At 42.4% G+C, this 1,156-nt stretch carries 1 protein-coding gene; it reads left to right on the forward strand.

Annotated features, from left to right (window positions below; all coding sequences use genetic code 11):
- The first annotated feature begins 301 nt into the window (after positions 1–301).
- On the forward strand, positions 302–475 hold the full coding sequence (locus tag QUA45_RS28935; protein ID WP_333101334.1) for a hypothetical protein: 174 nt from the start codon (positions 302–304) through the stop codon (positions 473–475).
- The last annotated feature ends 681 nt before the right edge of the window (positions 476–1,156 follow it).

A 1,156-nucleotide genomic window follows, 5' to 3' on the forward strand; every position in this document is an offset into this window, starting at 1 on the left:
TCCCTAACTGGTTAACGATTTTTTTTCATTTTACCTCATTTTTTAAAAGTCTCATACTTATTTGAAATGACTATAATTAACAGATGGGGCCAGTTAATAATTTCGACCCCATCTTTTTTTAGCTCAAGTTGGGTCAATCGACCACCCGTGAGGGTTTTGACGGGGTTGTCACCCCGTCAAGTGCCGCTCTCTAATTCATTGCCAGCAGCAGGAATTAGGAAGTACATGGATTCTTCCCGCCGATGCCATCATTAAAAAGCACTCCTCCATCCAGAAGGGCAAGCACTATTGCTATTTTAGGTTGAAGTCTCGTTCTCGCTCTCTCCCCAACGGCAAGCTAACCATGCACTTGGGAACTGCTCAAAGTGAATGCTACCTGAATGCTGTAGGGGCGATGGAACGCAGGGACTTACTTCGCATGAGCGAACGGAGGTTGATTCTGATTGAAGCTATACTGGATGAGCGGATGAGTTGAGGACGGGGCCGTGACTAATGTTATTTCAATGAAAGATTGGGTACCGGGTTGGGTGAAAGATTCTTACCTGACTGAAGATGAAATAGCTACCTTTGAGGAAGAGTTCTGTTAATCTCAATTAAGACAAGAAAATGTCGAAAGTGTTTCGGATAATAATCAACAAATGCGGTTAGTTGGGGAAGCTGTAACTAAGTTAGAATCCCTAGACCGAGCTAGCTTAGAGAAGTAGCTGCACCGCATTCCCACTCATTTATTAGTGGAATTAGTAGAAGAATCAAAACACTAAGAAACATAAACAAAATGGCTTACACCTTGTTGATATCCCTTGAGATTTAGGTTCTAAATTGTTGTAGCCCCAAACTCATTCCTAAATCTAACCACAACTATAACCTGTCACTACCATCACATCTGCGATGGTTTTTCCAATGGCTAACAGCCAAATAATCTATTAATGATAAGCCTGGGTTGTTGTTTTAGCTTGACGGAAACGAGTCTGTCGCTCTTCTACACTTAGATGAGGTGGGATGGTAATTCGTTTTGGCATTCTTTCTTTGATGGGGGTGGTGTTCCTCCTGATTATATTATGGTTAATCGACCGGATATGATATTAGTAGAGCAAGGATTCCTTGCCCTACTAACAGCCTTAAAGCAGAGTAATTGCAGTCGATGCCGGAGCGCCAA

Source organism: Microcoleus sp. Pol12A5 (genome assembly GCF_036701435.1).
Taxonomy (GTDB): Bacteria; Cyanobacteriota; Cyanobacteriia; order Cyanobacteriales; family Microcoleaceae; genus Microcoleus.